Origin of the sequence: Bacillus sp. BS98 (assembly GCF_008432245.1) — a bacterium.
Lineage (GTDB): Bacteria > Bacillota > Bacilli > Bacillales > Bacillaceae_G > Bacillus_A > Bacillus_A toyonensis.
In genome coordinates this window covers 458,862-478,120 of the sequence record NZ_CP043830.1, presented here as the reverse complement: position 1 = coordinate 478,120, position 19,259 = coordinate 458,862, and the positions used below count along the sequence as shown (strand labels likewise).

Genomic DNA, 19,259 nt, shown 5'->3' with positions numbered 1-19,259 from the left:
AAACAAGCCCCCCTTAGGTGGGCTTGTTTTGTCGAAAAATTCTTCTGAAAAAAACAATAAAATAGGTGGAACTTTCTAAAGATTCTGTTATATAATAGCAGTAACTTAAATAAACTGTATTAAAACAGACTGAGAGGAGAAATAAAATTGATGAAAAGAGAAGAACGTAAAAACATGATTGAGTTTATTGAAAAGAAAAAAGGAATTGAGCGTGACGAATTATTGTTTATGACAGACGATGAAGTAGAACATATTTATAATGTAACTTACTTTTTATATGAGGAAATTGCAGAGTAGTATAATAATCCCCACCTTATTAAAAATATACGGTGGGGATTATTTCGTTATTAATACATGAGAATGATTTTCATGTATAATAATGTAAGATTGGAGGAATTTTACTATGAGCTCATGGCTATTATTCGCACTATTATCAGCAATTGCTGCTGCCCTTGTATCTATTTTTGGAAAGATTGGTTTAGATGGAATCGATGCCAATGTTGCTACGACAGTTCGTTCTATTATTATGGCATTATTTATGATAGGCGTTATTATTATACAAGGTAAATTTCAAAATATCGGCGACGTACTGCTAAATAAAAAAGCACTGCTATTTATCACATTAAGTGGGGTTGCAGGTGCTTCGTCATGGCTATTTTATTTTCTTGCCTTAAAAACAGGAAAGGTCTCTCAAGTAGCCCCTATCGATAAATTAAGTGTAGTGTTTTCTATTATTCTTGCGATGATTATACTCGGTGAAAAGTTAAACTTTATGACTGGTATCGGTGTAGTCTTTATTACAGCTGGTGTACTATTTATTGCTTTCAGCTAAAAAAACCGCTATTAGCGGTTTTTCTTTTTCTTTATGTAAAACCATACAATGCATGTAACAACTGCTGAAATGATTAAAATCCATATTCCATAATGATGTAAACTATACTCGACAAATCGCCACTTCTCTCCTAACTTCCAGCCAAGTCCGATAAAAACACTTATCCAAATGAGCGCACCACCGTAAGCGTACAAGCAAAAACGCCAAAGTGTTAAATTCGAAACCCCAGCAAAATATGCTGTTAAATGACGTACTCCTGGTATAAAGTAACCAATCATTAAAAGAAATGGACCGTATTTTTCAAATAAAACATGTGTTTTTTCAATGTGATGTTCTTTAATTCTAACTTTCGGCCCATATTTTTTTAAAACAGGCAGACCGAGTTTTAAACCTAATATGTAACTTAATGTAATACCTAACATCGCACCCGCCATCCCACTTGAAAAAGCAGCAGTTCCTGACATAACGCCTTTTGAAACATTATAACCAACAAAGGTCAATAAAAACTCGTCTGGTATCGGTAATCCGACAATCCCACCAGCCAATGCTATAATAATTCCAAAATACCCATAATGCGCGATTAACTCGCCAATATGTTGTTCCATTCGGAAGACACATCCTATGCACGATCGTTATTCCACATTTTGCCCGTTCTCTCTTTAAGACAAACATGGTATACATATTCACTATACATTGTTTTTATAATGAACTCTACTTCTACCCATTCTTTTAACAGCGATCAAGTGAAACTTTAATCAGTGGGTATTTTGTCTATCTCCACTGATTATTAGCCCACACCAATCAGGATTAAAAAATAAAAATTCATATGCTTGTTTTTTTGTTACAATAAAGGAAAGCTACTTTTCGCAACGGTTTAACTCTCAAGAAAAATGATACATCTAGCAAAAACATAGTTTGGTCTATATAATACAACTTCTATCTATTAAAAAACATGTACCCTTTTACATACAACATCATTTTTCTAAATTATACAGGGGGGAACGAACATGACCATTGAAAATCAATTTATCCAAAAAGTTTACTATAAAACATTTTTAACAGAAGAAATTTCTACTCCAGTATCGGAAGTACTCGGTGAAGCATACATAAATGAATCTAAAAATGAATTCTCCAACATTTCTAATATTCGCTTTGCTCAAGGTGAATTTTATTATCAAAATAAAGATTTTGAAGCAGCCATATTTAAGTGGGAGAAAGTAAATAACGACCTTGAACTTTGGGCAACCAAAAATATTGCTGATGCCTATTTTGAACTCGGATTCTTACCAAAAGCAGAAGAAATTTATCAATCTATTCAAACTGAAGGTACAACTCTTACGATGGAAGTTTCCTTGCAACTTCTTTCTCTTTATATCGAGCAAGATCGTTTAGGATTAGCTTTTAAGACGATTAGTGAAGCTGTGGCATTTCAACCAGACTATCCGAATATTACTGCAATCGCACGTTCTTTCTATGAAAAACAAGAAGATTGGAACAACGCTATCGAACTTGCAGTTCAAGAGGGAATTCGAACAAAGTCATTACATTGGTTCGATACTTTAATCCATTACGTAAACCAAGGATTTACTAAACAAATCAAACCAGAATATTTCTATGATTCTTTAAAAGCTTTATATGCAATTGACCAAGTCCAATTTAAAGAGTTTGTTAGTGCCCTTTGGAACAGCTATCAAAATGAACCATTATACCTTTCTTGGATTCAAAGCATGAATCATTTATTTTTACATATTGAAACAGATAACAATGACAATTGGAATGAAATTTCTATCCGCTACCAAGAAACATACTTTGCATTAATTACTGGCGATCATTTTATGCATGAATTAAACGGTCTTGTTCCTGATTTATTAACAAATTGGTTTAGTTTAACAAAAGCAAAGGATTCCTTACTTGTTTCTGCCGCAGTATTAGCATGGAATGAAGTTGCACCTACAACTTTAGAATCATTACTCGTAAAAAGTGCTGGAGCCTTACTTTCTAATTCATCAGCTGAAACAAATGTAGATATGGAAACCGTTTCTCATCTATTCGAAACAATTGCTGAATGGGCCGAGAAAAATGATGTAGATTTAAGTCATCAATTTACGCTACTCGTCCATGAACTATGTGATTTACATGTTAATAAACTACTAATAGCTGGAACAAGTGACCATGATAAAGCGTCATTCGTTAATTCAATATTAGGAGAGAACATCTTAACTGAGACTTTAACAGCTCCTATTCTATTTAAAGACGATAGTCAAACTGCAATAACGGAATTCAATGATCTAGATGTAAAAAACATCTCGAACTTTGATGAAGTCCATCAAATAATGGATACATCTTCCCAGTCAGAACTTGAGAAAAAATGTATAGAAATTAAGTTACCAAGTAGATTTTTAAGAAAAAATAAGTTTGCATTTCTTGTTACACCATCTGTTCAAGGACAATTGGATAAAAACAGCTCATACTTTGAATACTTACAGGCAGCAGAGAGCCTTATTTACATATTAAATTCTGCCTCACCATTACATGGCGAAGAACTTGATACATTACTTTATTTACGTGAACAAGTGCCAAACTTACAAATTCATTTCGTATTACACACAAATAATACGACTACCAATGAAAATCTAATTAGTAAACTTACAGTCCATTTCCCAAATGCAAAATTCTTCCCGTACTCTCCTTCCCAAGAGAGTAGCCAGCAACTTGGGGATGTAACAGAGTCCATTCTCTCTAATCTTGCAGAACGTGACATAGAGAAAGAACGTATAGAAAAGCTAATATGGTTTACTCAAAAGACAATCGCTTACCTTGTAAATGAACGTGTAGAATTAGAACATACATTAGTGAAATCAGTACGCTGGAATAAACATATATCTGTAAAACTTAATGGATTTATTAACAATCTTACTGCTCTTGAAAAAGACAAAATCCGTTCTATTACAGAATCTTATCTTTTAACGAAAGAAGAAATTACACAAGATATACATTCTCAAATTCCTGAATTATTACAGAGCTGTTCTGACCTTGTTCAAGAAGATAGTGATTTCAAATTAGTTCATGAAGAATTAAATGCTGCGATGAACGAACGAATTGACAAACATGTACAACAAGTGCTTCTTCCTAAATTTACTAGGTCTATTCAAGAATGGATTGAAACAGCACATAATGAATTTATTCAAGCTCAAGCTTATTTAGATGAAATGAGTGAAACGTTCAATAAATTATATAAAGAAGAACGTATGAAACTTCCTTGCGATTTCAAATTACTAGATGATTGGCATCGAGATGTCGTACGAATGACAAATAGAATTACAGTAACGAACATCAACATTTTATTACGCTTCACACCGACACAATTTTTCTTAAAGAGTGCCGGAAAATTATTTGGTAATATGCAAAAAAACCAATCTATGCTCGCAAACAAATATAAACAATATATTGAAACGGAAGACTATACAGAAATTGCCCAAACAATTTCAAAACAATTCTTCCTTCAATTTGAAGTATTTGAAGGTGCACTAGAGCGTGATATCATGATGTTCTTTAAAGATCCACTTAGCGTATTGAAACAAAATGTAGAAGCCGCTCAACTTGAAATACAAGAAGACGAACAAACATTAGCAACGCTAAGAAGCAACCCAGAAACTTATCATGATCCTTTAGCACTATTTAAACTACAACTATTGCAACACAAATTTGTTATAAGTACTAACCAAAACAATGAAGACGTCTTTGTATCTAACGAGTCTCCTACTGTTTAACATAAAAAACCAAGCAAACTGAAATTTGCTTGGTTTTTTACTTTAATTTATTATTTTCACATGTTCAAATGGATAATAAATTGCTGCTAACTTTCCTAATACATCTGCTCTATCAATAAGTCCTAAACCATTTCTACTATCCCTACTTATTAAGCGATTATCTCCCATAACAAAAATCTTATTTTTAGGAATTGTAATAGGTCCAAAATCCTCTGTTAAATTCATCAGTTTTTTTTCAGCTTGTTTTTTATTACTATGCAAATACTCCTCATTTTTCACCTCATGATTCACATATAATTGGTCATTTCTCATCTCAATTACATCACCCGGTAACCCAATCACTCTTTTCACATAAAAATTATCCGTCTTCACAACAATAATGTCTTCTCTACCATAACTTTCAAATTGCTTTGCCAACTTATTAACAATTATCTTATCCCCATCTTGTAACGTTGGCCTCATAGATGCTCCTTTTACAGTTGTAGGGAAAAACAAAAAGATTTTTGCCAAAAACGCTAATAAACATGCACTTGCAATTATTCCAAAGAACTCACGCAAACGTTTTTTCTTTTGCATCATTCCACCATCTCATTGTCTTTTTATTTATATTATAAATACTTCAGATAGTTGTTTTCCATAAAATTATAAATTATATAATTATGATATTACAATTTTAAAACGCTATTCCTTACAAGTTTATTATTTTGATATATCATATTTTATATTTATTAAGCAGAAATTTTCCTATGAATTTTACACTTAACAAATACTAAAACTAATTAAACAAATATATTAGAATATCAAAGAAAAAGATACTCTCAAAATAGTCTATCTACTATTTTTGAGAGCATCTTTTTATAGTCCTACATATACAATACACATCTGAGCAGCGACATATGTAAACCAAATCCAAAGTGGTTCATACTTCAGCTTGCGGCCACCAATATCTGTCACACCAATAATAAAATCAGAAATCACAAACAGCAAACCACCAAGCGCTGGTATCCACCATATTCCTGTATTCTCATAGTATAAGGCGAATGCAAAGCAAGCCATTCCCCCAACCCACAAGCCGTAAATTAGGGCTCCTATCGTAAACAGTTTGTCCTGTTTTTCATTTCGAATAAAAAAGAACCACCCTATAATTAGAAAGAGTCCGTATACGAGTAAACCAATCCAAAAACCATTCCATGAAATACCTGTTTGCAAAAATGCTTTTACATAAAAACAATGGGCAAGAGCAAAAGTAACCATCCCTCCAATTAATCGATGGCCAAAGGGAATCAAACCTGCCATAAATAAATCTCCTAAAGTCGATAAAGTCATTCCTAATGCAACCCAGCTGCTATACTCTATCGATGGATCTTGTAGCCATATCCAAATCGCACTACCTGTTAAAGAAAAACTAAGAATAAGACGAACTGCTAAAGGTAACGGCATATTTTCTCTTGTTCTTTTTGTCTGTCCTATTGCATAAATTGCTCCTGTTAAAAAAATAATTATTTGTCCGATTAACACAATGTAAAGTACATTCATAATATGTTCTCCTCAATAAATGCTTTAATGTATCTTTTTTCGTTATATATAGTCTGTTCTCCTTTTTCTACATAAAAAAAGAAGAACAATACTGTTCTTCCATTTTAATCGCTTTTTTGTTCTCTACGCTACTTGTTTTTTTTGCTCCATTTTCTGCTTAGCCGGGGTACGATTTACGACAATGATTCCCGCTGCTACACATGCTAGACCGAATAATACAAATGAATGAATTGCTTCTCCTAAAATCATGCTCGATAATAACACACCAAAGACAGGTATGAAGAACATATACATCGAGACTTTTCCTACTTTGTTATACTTCATAATTGTATTCCATATACAAAATCCCGCTGCCGATAAGAACGATAAATATATGAGCATAAGTATCGTATATAGGTTAAAAGTAAATGGCATCGCTCCAACTTGTAATGCACCTATACATAGTAACCCAACTGATCCAAAAATCATTTGGTATGCTGTCATATACCCAATATCTAACGTTTTACTACCCTCTTTTGCTAATATATTTCCATACGAATACATCATCGCTGCCCCAAGAAGTAATAAGCTACCTATTCCAAAATGGAATGATAAACTTCCATCACTCGGTACATTCACTAAAATGACACCACAAAATCCGATTGATACGCCCATTATTTTTCTCATATTGAGAGCATCATCTTTATATAAAAAGTGTGCGAGTAAAATTTGAAAGAATGATGATGTTCCTGAAATAATCGCTCCTTCAATTCCTGAGCTATAACTCATTCCAATATAAAAACATATATATTGAAGAAAAGTTTGGAACAAACCAATTTGAACTAACTGCTTCCCTGTTCCTTTTTTGAACTGCATATCTTTTCCTAGCGCTTTAAAAAATAATAAGAGCATTATACCAGATAAGAAAAAGCGATAACCAGCAAATAATATTTGTTCTCCGACTTCTTGTGGCCGAATCCCAAGTTCAGCATAGCTTAATTTAATAAAGGGAAATGCGCTTCCCCATAAAAAGGTTGCTACTATCGCAGCAATAAATACACCAATCGGATGAGTAAAAAATTTCTCTGTCTTCACTTGTTGTCTTCCTTTCCGATCTTTTTATGAACAATATTCATATATACCAAAGGAACTGTAAAAACACAAGTTTTCGGTTTATACTTGAAACAAAAACATATCATCTCTCAAAAACATATGCTATACTATAGAATAATTACAATATAATAACTATTAAAATCAGATTTAACAGAAATGCTGCTATCCGTTACGGATGGCAGCTTTCGTCGTTTTATAGGGGTTTCGATTTTGATTCTTTTTCTCAATAAGAATTTGAAAGGGGCGAGTAATAATGAACTCGGAAGTAAAAACATTACCATCAAAACAGAACGTACCTAATCCATCTTGGATTCAAACACTAAAAAAGCACTATGAACTTATATTTGCAATCTTATCTGGTATTTTCATTTTAGCTGGCTGGTTATTCACAAAAAATGAGGCGATAAGTGTAGGTATTACTTTCTATATCCTCGCTTATGTAATTGGAGGATTTGCAAAAGCGAAAGAAGGCATTGCAGACACAATTGAAGAGAAAGAGCTAAATGTTGAAATGCTCATGCTCTTTGCTGCTATCGGTGCTGCCATGATTGGCTATTGGGCAGAGGGTGCTATTTTAATCTTCATCTTTGCGCTAAGTGGTGCAATGGAATCTTATACGTTAAGTAAAAGTCAAAAAGAAATTTCAGCACTTCTTGATTTACAGCCTGAAGAAGCATTACGTATTTCAAATGGAACCGAGGAACGTGTTCCTGTTGGAGAATTACAAATTAACGACATTATTTTAATTAAACCCGGTGAACGTGTTCCTGCTGATGGCACAATTCATAATGGTGAAACAAATATTGATGAAGCTGCTATTACAGGAGAACCTATTCCGAATGAGAAAAAATTCGGCGATGAAGTGTTTGCTGGAACTGTGAATTTACGTGGTGCTATTGAAATTACAATTACAAAGCCGAGCGATCAAACATTATTCCAAAAGATTATTCGTCTCGTTCAAAGTGCACAAAGTGAAAAATCACCATCACAACTATTCATCGAAAAATTTGAAGGAACATACGTAAAAGGTGTACTACTCGTTGTTGCGCTTATGATGTTCGTTCCTCACTTCTTACTGGATTGGAGTTGGAATGAAACATTTTATCGCGCTATGATTTTACTTGTAGTCGCTTCTCCTTGTGCACTAGTTGCAGCTATTACACCCGCAACTTTATCTGCAATTTCTAACGGAGCGAGAAACGGTATTCTCTTTAAAGGCGGCATTCATTTAGAACGTCTAGCTTCAGTAAAGGCGATTGCCTTTGATAAAACAGGAACATTAACACAAGGAAGACCTACTGTAACAGATGTATATGTTCGAGAAGGTATAGCAGAAAGTGAAGTACTTTCTATTACAGCATCAATTGAAAGTCACTCTACACATCCTTTAGCTGAATCCATTGTTAAATATGCAAAACATGCTTATGATATTTCGATAAAAAAACCCGAAAACGTTGAAGATGTAACTGGTTTTGGATTAAAAGGAACATTAGAAAATAAAGCTTATAAAATTGGTAAAGCTGATTTTATCGGGGAAGAAACAAAGACATTTCATAATGGTATTTCTACCTCCCTTGAAAAAGAAGGGAAAACTGTCGTTTATATAAGTGATGAAGATGGTATCCTTGGACTTATCGCTTTAAAAGATACACTCCGCCAAGAAACCATTGCTGCTATTCGCGATTTACAAAGCATTGGTGTGGAAGCAATCATGATTACTGGCGATAATGAAGAAACCGCAAAAGCCATTGCTGCTGAAAGCAATATAAAAGAATATTATGCATCCTGTTTACCAGAAACAAAAGTTGAAACGATTAAAAAGTTAAAAGAAAAATACGGTACAGTAGCAATGGTCGGAGATGGTATAAATGATGCACCCGCGCTCGCTACTGCTAGCATTGGTGTTGCAATGGGTGAAGGAACAGACGTAGCTTTAGAAACTGCAGACGTTGTACTTATGAAGAACGAATTGTCTCGACTTTCCCAAGCCATCCGTTTATCAAAACGAATGAACCGTATTGTAAAGCAAAATGTAGTATTTTCTCTAGCTGTAATTGCACTGCTAATCTGTTCAAACTTCTTGCAATTTTTAGCTCTTCCATTTGGTGTTATTGGGCATGAGGGAAGTACAATTCTTGTCATTTTAAACGGGTTACGATTATTAAAAGGAAACAAATAAAAACGGGTCCCTCATAGAGGACCCGCTTTTTTTAATGGTAGCTATTATGCCCGTTCGCACTACTACTTGTTTTATGCTTCGGATGCGAACTGCTCTTTTGTTTATTGTTGTTTTTATTATTGTGGTTCTTTTTATTATTACTCATGAAATATCCCCCCTGTTCCTTTTTATTATGGAACAAGAGCTCATTATTCATTACGGGAATTATTGTCACCCGTTCTATAGTGATGGAGTAGACCATTAATTTCACCGCCAAGTAAAATTACCCATCCAGTTAAGTAAAACCATAACATTAAAATAATAATTCCACCGAGACCACCATATGTATTGGCGTAATTCGCAAACTTATCTACATAATAAGCAAATGAGTACGATACCACAATCCACCCTACAGTAGCAAATATTGCTCCTGAAATGACTTCTCTTCTTTTTAACTTTCGATCTGGTGCAAATGTATATAAAAAACTAAACAAGGCAAATAGTACGAAGAAACTCGCTACTAATCGTGTAATACTCCATACGTAAGAAAAACTATCCGATAAACCAATTGCTTTAAATACCGCTGCCCCAATCACTTGTCCGAACACTGGGACAATTAGAGCAAACACAATCATAAAAATGATGGCTAATGTAAACACAATTGATAAAGCTCTTGTTTTAATAAAGGAACGTGTTTCGGTTACATCATACGCACGGTTAAAAGCATTCATAACCGCATTTACTCCATTTGAAGCAAACCATAGCATCGACAGTAAACCAAATGATAATAAACCACCATTTTGCTCATTTACAACTTTATCTACGTTTACTTCAATTAAGTACATTGCATCTTCAGGTACGTACGGTTCTAATAAATTGAGCACACTTTCTGTTTGAAGGTCAATAAATCCAAGAAGCGTAATTAAGAAAACAAGCCCAGGAAAAATAGCAAGTAAGAAGAAATAAGCGAGCTGTGCTGCCAAGCCCGCTACATCATCACGCATCGTCCGATCGTATAAATCTTTACCGAACGAATAAGTGCGATTTCTTCTTACCTTTTCTAAAATTTTTCTCATATATGTTTAAACGCTTTTCTTCTCTTCTTTATCTTGCTTTAACTCAATGTACGCTTCAGTTTTTTTTTCCTCTGCATGTGAGTCTTTCATAAATAATTCACGTGCTTCTTTCATACCACCATCTTCAGCAACTACTGGCTCTTCTTCTGCTTTAAGCTCATCTACCTTTGGAGATACAGCTTGAATTTCAATCGTTTCTGGCTTTTCTTCTCGCTCAATTTTTTTCTTACTAAAAATTTCTTTCGTTTCTTTTAACGTCTCTACAACTGACGGCGTCAATTTTTTAATTTCTGCTACTTTCGCTTTCACTACATTGAAATCAGCAAGTTCGCGTCCTTTATCTGTAACAGTTTGCACTTTTTCTTTAATCTTTGCATTTTCACCAATTTCAATCATCTTTGTTTTTGCTTTTTCAGCAGTGTTTTTTACCTTTTCACGGTTTTCTTTCTTTAACATGGATACAGCTACACCTGCCGCTACACCAAGCGCAATGTTTCGAGCAATATTATTTTTCTTTGCCATATTCCTTCACCCTTTCATTTCTTATGTTAGAAAGTATTTCTTTCTAAGCTTCCTCATATTCCTTGTTCATTTCGAATGAAAGCTAATAGCTTTGCACACCCTTCTGTTACAAGGTCATACACTTCTTGAAAGTTCCCTGTATAGTAAGGGTCAGGAACGTCTGTCCAGCCACCGTCTGGAACAAAGTCGGACAGCCTACCAATATAGCCTCCAGTTTTACCTAAACTTTTTAAATCTGCTATATTCTTGTTGTCCATGGCAATAATATAATCAAACTTTGTTAAGTCTTCTTTTTCTACTTGCCTTGCTTTAATTCCTTCAAAAACGACTTCATTTTCTTTTAAAATTTTTTGTGTTCCTTTATGTGGCGGATGACCAATGTGCCAATCTCCAGTTCCTGCAGAATCAATGACAATTTTCTCTTCAAGTCCCTCTTTTACGACAAAATCTCGAAAAATCGCTTCTGCCATTGGAGAACGGCAAATGTTCCCAAGACAAACAAATAATACTTGAACCATATTTTTGTTTCTTCCTTTCTTGGTGCATTTCTTAATATATACTTATAGTATAAACAACCAATTATTAAATATAAAGGAAATCCCTACTAATTTAATAGGATTGAAAAGATTCATTAACGAAAATGATAAAAAAATGTTAAGATAGCCTTATGTTATTTTAAAGGGGGACACTTCGGTGGATTTATCCGTAAAGTCAGAAGAAAACGTTGAATATATGGTCGAAGCTATTAAAGAAAAATTACGTATGGTTAATGCTGGAGCGATGAGAGCTGCTAGCTTTAACGAAGAAATGTACGAGGACTTACGTGACATCTATGAGCATGTTATGAAACGTGAAACATTCAGCATTAGTGAAATGCAAGCTATTACAGAAGAATTAGGTACATTAATTAAAAAGTAAAAAAGCCTCTCTTATATGAGGCTCTTTTTTATTTCCAACAAATTCATGACAACTCTTCTCTTTTCCTCAACCAACTGTAAAATATTGTACAATAGAAGTAGAAGCTCATCTTAGATTTTTTCTCCGTACATACTACTCACAAATAATAGCAACACTACCATTGCTAACTGTTTTTACTGGAGGTGCTTACTTATGAGCAAATGGTACAGTAAGACGAAAGATCAAATATTAACGGATCTTAAAACAAATGAACAAAGTGGTTTAACCGCTGACGGTGTAAATGAACGCTTAAAAAAATTTGGTTCAAATGAATTAACAGTAAAACAAAAACGTACTTTATGGCAGCGGATTTTTTCCCAAATTAATGATGTCCTCGTATATGTTCTTCTTATAGCTGCCCTTATTTCTGCCTTTGTAGGTGAATGGGCAGATGCAAGCATTATCGCGCTCGTTGTCATATTAAATGCAGTTATTGGTGTCATCCAAGAGTCAAAGGCTGAGCAAGCTTTGGAAGCACTAAAAAAAATGGCAACACCTAAAGCTATCGTAAAACGAGACGGCGAACTAAAAGAAATTCCATCTGAACAAGTCGTTCCAGGTGATATCGTCATGCTCGATGCTGGACGTTATATACCATGTGATTTACGACTTATCGAAACAGCAAATTTAAAAGTTGAAGAATCTGCTCTAACTGGTGAGTCCGTCCCTGTTGATAAGGATGCACTTTATCATCCTTCTATGCAAACTGATGAACAAGTGCCACTGGGCGATCAAAAAAACATGGCCTTTATGTCGACGCTAGTAACATACGGACGTGGCGTTGGTGTTGCTGTTGAAACTGGTATGAACTCACAAATTGGTAAGATTGCTACCCTTTTACATGAATCAGATGATGATATGACACCACTTCAAAAAAGCTTAGCACAAGTAGGAAAATATTTAGGCTTTGTCGCTGTAGCCATTTGCGCTATTATGTTTCTCATCGGTTTTTTACAAGGACGCGATACGTTAGAAATGTTTATGACTGCAATTAGTTTAGCTGTAGCGGCTATTCCTGAAGGACTACCAGCTATCGTTTCCATCGTTCTTGCAATTGGCGTGCAGCGTATGATTAAACAAAACGTTATCATTCGTAAACTACCAGCTGTTGAAGCTCTCGGGTCTGTCACAATTATTTGTTCAGATAAAACAGGTACATTAACGCAAAATAAAATGACCGTTACTCACTTTTATAGTGATAACACATACGCTCAGTTAGAAAATTTGAATGTAAATAATGATGTACACCGTCTATTGTTAGAAAATATGGTGTTATGTAATGATGCGTCTTATAGTAGTGAATCCCAAACTGGGGACCCTACTGAAATTGCCCTTCTCGTTGCTGGAAGCACTTTTAACATGCAAAAAGATCATTTAGAAAATAAACATGAACGTGTTAACGAGCTACCTTTTGATTCTGATCGTAAAATGATGTCAACAGTGCATACATACGATGAAAGCTACTATAGTATGACGAAAGGTGCTATTGATAAACTTTTACCTCACTGCACCCATATCTTTATAAATGACAAAGTTGAGGTCTTCACAAATTCTGATAAAAATCAAATATTAGAAGCTGCCGGGGCAATGTCTCAAGAAGCTTTAAGAGTACTTTCATTCGCATTTAAACAATATAATGCGAATGATGTGGATATTAATCATCTCGAAGAAAATCTCATCTTTATCGGTCTTGTCGGTATGATTGATCCACCACGCACAGAAGTAAAAGATTCCATTACAGAGTGTAAAAAAGCTGGTATTCGTACAGTTATGATTACTGGTGATCATAAGGATACCGCCTTTACAATTGCCAAAGAACTTGGTATTGCTGAAGAAAAATCTGAAATTATGATTGGAACTGAACTAGATAACATTTCAGATACAGAACTAGCAAACAAAATTAATCACTTACATGTATTCGCTAGGGTCTCTCCAGAACATAAAGTGAAGATTGTAAAAGCATTACGTGCGAAAGGAAATATCGTTTCTATGACTGGTGATGGCGTCAATGATGCTCCATCTTTAAAACAAGCAGATGTTGGCGTAGCAATGGGCATTACAGGGACAGATGTTGCAAAAGGCGCAGCAGATGTCGTTTTAACAGACGATAACTTCTCATCTATCGTTAAAGCCGTTGAAGAAGGCAGAAATATTTACCGTAACATAAAAAAATCGATTCTCTTCCTACTCTCTTGTAACTTCGGAGAAATTATCGCTTTATTTTTAGCTATTTTACTTGGCTGGGCGACACCATTACGCCCAATCCACATTTTGTGGGTTAATTTAATTACCGACACACTTCCTGCATTGTCACTCGGTGTTGATCCTGAAGATTCAGATGTGATGAAAGAAAAACCACGACGTGCGAAAGAAAGTCTATTTAGCGGGAGCGTCCCTTTTCTTATTTTCAATGGTGTTGTAATTGGATTTTTAACGTTAGCTGCCTTTATCGTTGGGGCGAAACTCTATGCTGGAGATACAAACTTATTTCCACTTTTCCCAGAGCAAATTGATAAAGATGCTCTATTACATGCTCAAACGATGGCATTTGTCGTTCTTAGTTTTTCTCAGCTCGTTCATTCATTTAACTTGCGTTCAAGAACGAAATCGATTTTCTCAATTGGGATATTTACAAATAAATACTTAGTCTTCTCACTTCTTATTGGTGTTCTTATGCAAGTATGTATCATCTCCATCCCTCCTCTAGCGAATATATTCGGTGTACATGCATTAACATTACGCGATTGGGGATTTGTTCTCTTGTTAAGTATCATTCCGCTCGTTGTGAATGAAATCATTAAATTAGTTAAGAGAAACTAAAAGGCAATGAGGACTGTTCCTCATTGCCTTTTCTTTATCCCACTATTTTCCCGGTAGTAAAACTCCCACCTCAAAATTCAGCTTGAGGTGGGAGATCAACTGCCCATAAACGCCCAATTGGTGAAGGTTAACAATCAGTGAGGATGAACAAAAACCCACTGATTAAAGTTTCACTTTATCCTTGTAATTCTTTTTTGATGTTTTCTGTTAGTGTAGCCATGCGCTTACGACTTTCTTCACGCTCACGTTTATTTTGCTCTTCAATTTGTTGTGTTTCTTGCATACCTCTTGAAATAATGTTCCAAGTTTCTTCAAGTGTTTCCATCTTAATACTAGAAGAACCTGATAATCTCGCTACTTCCACACTTTGAGTTGCGATATTTTGTGCATTTTTCTTCAGTAACTCATTTGTACGACGATCAAGTTCAGCCATAGAATCTGCAACAAGCTTTTGACGTTTCGCATTTACCGCTTGAATGATACCATTTTTAAAGATAGGAATCGTTGTAATAAATGCTGTATTAATCTTACCTATTAATTTATTGTTACCACGTTGAATCATACGAATTTGTGGTGCTGTAAGTAGAGCAACCATACGTGCCTTTTCTAAATCATCAATACGTTGCTCTAAAATTTCAACAGAGTTTTTAAGTGATTCTAATTCAATACCTGCTAGTTGATCATTATTACGTACGCGCTCTTCATACATCGGGACTAACTCTGTATTTAAACGCTCTAATAACATTTCTCCTGCCACTACGTACTTTTCTAAATCTAAATAATACTTTAAGTTTTGCTCATACAAGCCATCTAACGTACCAATTGATTTTTTCATTTCATCTTGATACTTCGTAATTTCTACGTATACTTTATCCATTTCGCGACCCATTGTCTGATACTTACTAAAGATTTGTTCAATCATTTTATCTGCTTTTTTGAACATACGTGAGAAGAAACCACTTTTCTCTTCCGTAAAATCTTTACTATCAAACCTGTCCATAATTTTACCAAGCTGTTTTAATAATTCACCAGAGTCTTCTATTTTTGATAAAGACATTGTATGTAAAATTTGATCAGCGAAACGTGAAATTTCCATAGACGGTTCTTTTCCAAGCTCGATTAATTCTAACTGATCTTTAATATCTACCGCATTATAAATACGTTGTACTTCCGCATCTTGTCTAAGTTGTAAACGGACATCTTGTGCGGTTTGCTCATTTAATTCTGTTTTTGAATCTAGTACGACTGGGTTATTCATATGGTATTCTCCCTTTCCTTATAAAAATGGACGAAATAGTCCTTTTATTGTTTGTGATAAATTTTTATAGGCTGATGAACCATGAAACTCAAGATCAAAATTAACTTCCTCAAGCCAATGTGAATCAAATGCGCCTGCTTCAATATACGGTTCAATATCGTTTCTCCCCGTTGGATTGAAATGGAATACATCTACTCCAATTTGATTTAAAAATAGTAGTAAAACAGCATCGGAACGAGTTAATTCTCCACTCTTCTCATTATTAAATATAACAATTTTCGGTACATCTTGTGAATAATCAAATTTCTCAAGCTGTTCTAAAATATTCGGTGGTATTTGAGAGAGCTGCGCGAAAACATATAGTGCTACCTCTTGTTTCATCTCTTTCCCAACTGGTTTACACATTTCACTTTCACACGTATGGATGATTGCCTCTGCAATACCATGCTGTAAACCTTCCGGTAAACGCTTATGCGGCCACCAATGGCTATTCATAATTAAATCCGGGTGTAACTTTCCTCCGCGGTCCAATGCATCTCGGTAATGATATTGGAAATTCGCTTTTTGTTCTTTCGTAAACGGGAATGTATTAATTAATAAACTGTTATCGAATGATGTAACTGCCTTTAATCGTTGAAAATATTCTTTATCGTTCTTTGAAACGCCTGATATTTTTGCAAATAAAGAAGGGATATAAATGTGTTTATTTTCAACAAAGAATGTTGGGCGTACAAACGACTTTTCTTTCGTAATTAAAAAGAGTTCATCATATGTCGTTTTTAATGTACGTGCTACAGGTGTATACGAACGGAATTGCCACGGCTTATACAGTAGTGAATTATCATGGTGAAGTACTTGCTCAATTTCCTTTGAAGCTTGGTACGCTACTGTTGCGACGCGTTCGCAACGACGATCGGGAAATGGTTCAAGAGAAATACGGCTTGAATGAGACACAACAAAAGTTCTTCCCGCTTCATCGATATTCTCAAAGCCATCTTTTCCTTCCGGGTGATAATAAAGTACATCACAGCCGAGCATAATAAGAAAGTATAAGAAATATATACGACTTTCCTGTGCATCACCATACCAAATGATACGCGGCATTTGTTTCTTATAATTAATCGTAGAAAACCACTTCGTTACATAATTCTCACTTAACTTAATCATATCGATTAAGAAACGACGGAATCCTTCTGTCTTTAAAGATTGATTATGTTGTTTCTCATACAATTTCAATACAGAAATAAACGTCGTATGTATATAATGTTGCAAATCAGGATTGTCTACTTGCGGTAATAGTTGCTTTCCAGACAAATGGGCTACAAGCCTATTTACTGTAAGTCCATTTGGTGCTTCTTGATGTAACGCAAAAACTTCTTGAATATGACGCAGTTTTTCGGAATCAATCACCTTATTTAAATTTTGTTCATGCAAAACCTCAATCCCTTTTGCTTCACTATAATCAAATAAATCATTGAAATATTCATCTACATCATTAGGAACACCAAGAATACGCGTTGCTATATAACTAAATTTCATTTCATTCTCTGTCAGTTCATATTGTGGGCGTTTTTCTAAAAGCGCTTCAAATTGTTTTAAATCTGATTCTTCTTTTAATGCACATGGTTGAAGTGTAAAACGTGAAAACACAACAGTTCACCTCCAAAAACATTTACGTTTTTATAAAGTCTCTCTTCTATTATAAACTATTTTTAGTTATAAAAAATGGGCGCTCGCATAACGAGCAAACCCATTTCAATTATTTATGATTATTTTTAGTAGCTGCAACTTCTTCTTTAGCCTGTCCAGAATTCTTCATGTAGTGAATTATAAATGTTGCTCCAAATGCTACAAGTAAAATAATAAAGAACAGTGTATGACTAATGTGAATATCAATTAGAGACAATAACATTTTCGCTGCAATAATTAGAATTAAAATATACGCTGTTGTTTCTAATTCTGGAATACGCTCTAACAATTTTAAAAATACGCCAGCAATACCACGCATCATTAAAATACCGAGCATTCCGCCTAATAGTAAAATCCAAACTTCATTTGATACACCAAATGCAGCAAGTACGCTATCTACAGAGAACGCGATATCCATTAATTCAACCATCGCAACCGTTCCCCAGAAGACACCGAACATTCTAAAGAGAATACTATTTTGATTCATACCATGAGCTTCCTCTTCTTCACTTGCACCTTTACGCTTATCAATAAAGTATTTCACTGATAACCAAGCAAGGTAAAGCGCACCAAGAAGTTTTACCCACCATAATTTAATTAAGAACATTCCAATTCCAATCGCAATAAAGCGGAACACATAAGCTCCAATAAGTCCGTAGAATAATGCTTTTTTACGTTTCTCTTCCGGAAGATGTTTTACCATTACCGCTAACACAAGTGCGTTATCAGCAGATAGTAACCCTTCAAGTACAACAAGTGTACCAATTAATCCCCAAGATACTGGATCTTGCAACACTTTAATCCACATATCTAAGTCGAAAAACTGAGCATACGTATTAATGATTTCTTGCAAAATGCTCATCTTACCTTTATCCCCTATTCTTTGCTAGATTTATAGAAAGGTCAAAAAAAGGAAACGAATGTCGTTTCCCTTCTTATGCATCCAAGCCATACGCTCTTACAAGCGCACCTAATCCACCTTGGAAACCGCTTCCTACTGCATTAAACTTCCACTGTCCATTATGACGGTATAATTCACAAAAGACAACTGCTGTTTCAATGGAGAAATCTTCCCCTAAATCAAAACGAAGAACTTCTTCGTTTGTTTCCTCATTCGCTAAACGAACGAATGCGTTTCCGACTTGTCCAAAGTTTTGATTACGGCCTTCACCATCATAAATTGTAACTGTGATTGCAATTTTATGTACATCTGCTGGAACTTTCTTCAAATCGACAACAAGTTGCTCATCATCGCCTTCACCTTCACCTGTACGGTTATCTCCTGTATGCAGAACAGATTCACAAGGAGACTGTAAATTGTTATAGAAAATAAAATCAGTTTCCTTCGTACATTTTCCGTTCGCATCTAATAGAAATGCCGATGCATCTAAATCGAAATCAGATCCACCATCATAAGATTTAATATCCCACCCAAGACCAATTACCGCTTTTGTTAAACCAGGGCTTGTCTTACCTAAATCGATCTTCTGTCCTTTTTGTAACTGAATAACCATTTATATTCACCTCTATATTTTAATCTTTAAAAATA

The 19,259-nt window shown here is 34.8% G+C and carries 17 protein-coding genes; 6 read left to right on the top strand and 11 right to left on the bottom strand.

Annotated elements, in window-relative coordinates:
• The first annotated feature begins 150 nt into the window (after positions 1-150).
• Entirely contained in the window at positions 151-297 is a 147-nt protein-coding gene (locus F0362_RS02465; RefSeq protein ID WP_000817786.1) for a BH0509 family protein, read from the top strand.
• Positions 298-403: 106 nt separating this feature from the next.
• Positions 404-832, top strand: coding sequence for an EamA family transporter (locus F0362_RS02460; RefSeq protein ID WP_000100302.1), 429 nt, complete (start codon positions 404-406; stop codon positions 830-832).
• An 11-nt stretch (positions 833-843) separates the two neighbouring features.
• Here the strand turns inward: F0362_RS02460 and F0362_RS02455 are convergent, their stop codons facing one another.
• Positions 844-1,437: a DedA family protein gene (locus F0362_RS02455; RefSeq protein WP_000434869.1), complete on the bottom strand. Its 594-nt coding sequence runs from the start codon at positions 1,435-1,437 to the stop codon at positions 844-846.
• Positions 1,438-1,839: 402 nt separating this feature from the next.
• On the opposite strand from F0362_RS02455, the gene F0362_RS02450 reads away from it, so the two are divergent.
• Positions 1,840-4,602, top strand: coding sequence for a tetratricopeptide repeat protein (locus F0362_RS02450; protein WP_016090739.1), 2,763 nt, complete (start codon positions 1,840-1,842; stop codon positions 4,600-4,602).
• A gap of 42 nt (positions 4,603-4,644) precedes the next feature.
• On the opposite strand, the gene lepB is transcribed toward F0362_RS02450, so the two are convergent.
• The 3 genes from lepB to F0362_RS02435 form a co-directional block, all read right to left on the bottom strand.
• Entirely contained in the window at positions 4,645-5,181 is a 537-nt protein-coding gene (lepB, locus tag F0362_RS02445; protein ID WP_000983289.1) for a signal peptidase I, read from the bottom strand.
• Positions 5,182-5,457: 276 nt separating this feature from the next.
• Positions 5,458-6,138 (bottom strand): lysoplasmalogenase, encoded by a 681-nt coding sequence (locus F0362_RS02440; protein WP_001102002.1) that lies wholly within the window; start codon positions 6,136-6,138, stop codon positions 5,458-5,460.
• A 123-nt stretch (positions 6,139-6,261) separates the two neighbouring features.
• The gene (locus F0362_RS02435; RefSeq protein WP_000845698.1) at positions 6,262-7,212 is read right to left on the bottom strand and encodes a DMT family transporter; all 951 of its coding nucleotides are present in this window, start codon (positions 7,210-7,212) and stop codon (positions 6,262-6,264) included.
• 271 nt (positions 7,213-7,483) lie between these two features.
• Between F0362_RS02435 and F0362_RS02430 the strand changes: the two genes are divergently transcribed.
• Entirely contained in the window at positions 7,484-9,409 is a 1,926-nt protein-coding gene (locus F0362_RS02430; protein WP_001083762.1) for a heavy metal translocating P-type ATPase, read from the top strand.
• 188 nt (positions 9,410-9,597) lie between these two features.
• Here F0362_RS02430 and F0362_RS02425 read toward each other — a convergent pair whose 3' ends face one another.
• The 3 genes from F0362_RS02425 to F0362_RS02415 are packed head-to-tail and all read right to left on the bottom strand — an operon-like array spanning position 9,598 to position 11,504.
• Positions 9,598-10,464, bottom strand: coding sequence for a YihY/virulence factor BrkB family protein (locus F0362_RS02425; protein WP_001226534.1), 867 nt, complete (start codon positions 10,462-10,464; stop codon positions 9,598-9,600).
• 6 nt (positions 10,465-10,470) lie between these two features.
• Complete coding sequence (locus tag F0362_RS02420) at positions 10,471-10,986, bottom strand: DUF4075 domain-containing protein (RefSeq protein WP_001085404.1); 516 nt, start codon at positions 10,984-10,986, stop codon at positions 10,471-10,473.
• A gap of 53 nt (positions 10,987-11,039) precedes the next feature.
• Complete coding sequence (locus tag F0362_RS02415) at positions 11,040-11,504, bottom strand: low molecular weight protein-tyrosine-phosphatase (protein WP_000250901.1); 465 nt, start codon at positions 11,502-11,504, stop codon at positions 11,040-11,042.
• Between the two features lie 175 nt (positions 11,505-11,679).
• Between F0362_RS02415 and F0362_RS02410 the strand changes: the two genes are divergently transcribed.
• Positions 11,680-11,904 (top strand): DUF1128 domain-containing protein, encoded by a 225-nt coding sequence (locus F0362_RS02410; RefSeq protein ID WP_000366197.1) that lies wholly within the window; start codon positions 11,680-11,682, stop codon positions 11,902-11,904.
• 192 nt (positions 11,905-12,096) lie between these two features.
• A complete protein-coding gene (locus tag F0362_RS02405) occupies positions 12,097-14,763 on the top strand; it encodes a cation-translocating P-type ATPase (RefSeq protein WP_149889630.1) in 2,667 nt (888 codons plus the stop codon).
• A 175-nt stretch (positions 14,764-14,938) separates the two neighbouring features.
• Here the strand turns inward: F0362_RS02405 and F0362_RS02400 are convergent, their stop codons facing one another.
• From F0362_RS02400 to F0362_RS02385, 4 genes are all read right to left on the bottom strand, one after another.
• A complete protein-coding gene (locus F0362_RS02400) occupies positions 14,939-16,021 on the bottom strand; it encodes a toxic anion resistance protein (protein WP_149889629.1) in 1,083 nt (360 codons plus the stop codon).
• 18 nt (positions 16,022-16,039) lie between these two features.
• A complete protein-coding gene (locus tag F0362_RS02395) occupies positions 16,040-17,671 on the bottom strand; it encodes a YceG family protein (RefSeq protein WP_000492832.1) in 1,632 nt (543 codons plus the stop codon).
• A 109-nt stretch (positions 17,672-17,780) separates the two neighbouring features.
• Complete coding sequence (locus F0362_RS02390) at positions 17,781-18,572, bottom strand: TerC family protein (RefSeq protein WP_000025680.1); 792 nt, start codon at positions 18,570-18,572, stop codon at positions 17,781-17,783.
• Positions 18,573-18,645: 73 nt separating this feature from the next.
• Entirely contained in the window at positions 18,646-19,224 is a 579-nt protein-coding gene (locus F0362_RS02385) for a TerD family protein (protein ID WP_000236645.1), read from the bottom strand.
• Between the last annotated feature and the right edge of the window lie 35 nt (positions 19,225-19,259).

Excerpts from the sequence above, each read along its gene's own strand:
- F0362_RS02415 (WP_000250901.1), bottom strand. The coding sequence starts at position 11,504 with ATGGTTCAAGTATTATTTGTTTGTCTTGGGAACATTTGCCGTTCTCCA.
- F0362_RS02405 (WP_149889630.1), top strand. The coding sequence starts at position 12,097 with ATGAGCAAATGGTACAGTAAGACGAAAGATCAAATATTAACGGATCTT.
- F0362_RS02455 (WP_000434869.1), bottom strand. The coding sequence starts at position 1,437 with ATGGAACAACATATTGGCGAGTTAATCGCGCATTATGGGTATTTTGGA.
- F0362_RS02385 (WP_000236645.1), bottom strand. The coding sequence starts at position 19,224 with ATGGTTATTCAGTTACAAAAAGGACAGAAGATCGATTTAGGTAAGACA.
- F0362_RS02465 (WP_000817786.1), top strand. The coding sequence starts at position 151 with ATGAAAAGAGAAGAACGTAAAAACATGATTGAGTTTATTGAAAAGAAA.
- F0362_RS02390 (WP_000025680.1), bottom strand. The coding sequence starts at position 18,572 with ATGAGCATTTTGCAAGAAATCATTAATACGTATGCTCAGTTTTTCGAC.
- F0362_RS02450 (WP_016090739.1), top strand. The coding sequence starts at position 1,840 with ATGACCATTGAAAATCAATTTATCCAAAAAGTTTACTATAAAACATTT.
- F0362_RS02440 (WP_001102002.1), bottom strand. The coding sequence starts at position 6,138 with ATGAATGTACTTTACATTGTGTTAATCGGACAAATAATTATTTTTTTA.
- F0362_RS02400 (WP_149889629.1), bottom strand. The coding sequence starts at position 16,021 with ATGAATAACCCAGTCGTACTAGATTCAAAAACAGAATTAAATGAGCAA.
- F0362_RS02460 (WP_000100302.1), top strand. The coding sequence starts at position 404 with ATGAGCTCATGGCTATTATTCGCACTATTATCAGCAATTGCTGCTGCC.
- F0362_RS02420 (WP_001085404.1), bottom strand. The coding sequence starts at position 10,986 with ATGGCAAAGAAAAATAATATTGCTCGAAACATTGCGCTTGGTGTAGCG.
- F0362_RS02430 (WP_001083762.1), top strand. The coding sequence starts at position 7,484 with ATGAACTCGGAAGTAAAAACATTACCATCAAAACAGAACGTACCTAAT.
- lepB (WP_000983289.1), bottom strand. The coding sequence starts at position 5,181 with ATGATGCAAAAGAAAAAACGTTTGCGTGAGTTCTTTGGAATAATTGCA.
- F0362_RS02425 (WP_001226534.1), bottom strand. The coding sequence starts at position 10,464 with ATGAGAAAAATTTTAGAAAAGGTAAGAAGAAATCGCACTTATTCGTTC.